The following is an 803-nucleotide window of genomic DNA, read 5'->3' as shown; positions in this document are numbered from 1 at the left end:
CTGGATAAGAAGGGCCTGGCCATGTACGGCCAGATGACCGCCGGTTCGTGGATCTACATCGGCACCCAGGGCATCGTTCAGGGCACCTACGAGACCTTTGTCGAGGCCGGCCGCCAACACTACGGCGGCAACCTCAAGGGCAAGTGGGTGCTGACCGGCGGCCTCGGCGGCATGGGCGGCGCCCAGCCGCTCGCCGCCGTCATGGCCGGCGCCTCCTGCCTTGCCGTCGAGTGCAATCCGGACTCGATCGACTTCCGCCTGCGCACCCGTTATGTCGACGAGAAGGCCGAGACGCTCGACGAGGCGATGGAAATGATCGCTCGCTGGACGAAGAACGGCGAAGCGAAGTCCGTCGGCCTGCTCGGCAACACCGCCGAGATCCTGCCGGAGATGGTCCGCCGCGGCATCCGTCCCGACATGGTCACCGACCAGACCTCGGCGCACGACCCGGTCAACGGCTACCTGCCGAAGGGCTGGACGATGGCGCAGTGGAAGGACAAGCGCGTCAGCGACCCGAAAGCGGTCGAAAAGGCGGCGCGCGCCTCGATGCGCGAGCACGTCGAGGCGATGATCGCCTTCCAGGACATGGGCATCCCGACCTTCGACTACGGCAACAACATCCGCCAGGTCGCCAAGGACGAGGGCCTCGAGAACGCCTTCGCCTTCCCGGGCTTCGTGCCGGCCTATATCCGCCCGCTGTTCTGCCAGGGCATCGGTCCGTTCCGCTGGGCGGCGCTGTCCGGCGACCCGGAAGACATCTACAAGACCGACGCCAAGGTGAAGGAACTGCTGCCCGACAACAA

1 protein-coding gene is annotated in these 803 nt (G+C 66.5%); it reads left to right on the top strand.

Annotated features, from left to right (window positions below; translation table 11 throughout):
* The coding region (gene hutU, locus AC1DDS_RS25740) for a urocanate hydratase (protein ID WP_477481438.1) at positions 1-803 on the top strand (803 nt) is incomplete at both ends.

This window comes from Mycoplana sp. 10N416, from assembly GCF_056394765.1.
This window is presented reverse-complemented; position numbering and strand designations above follow the sequence as displayed.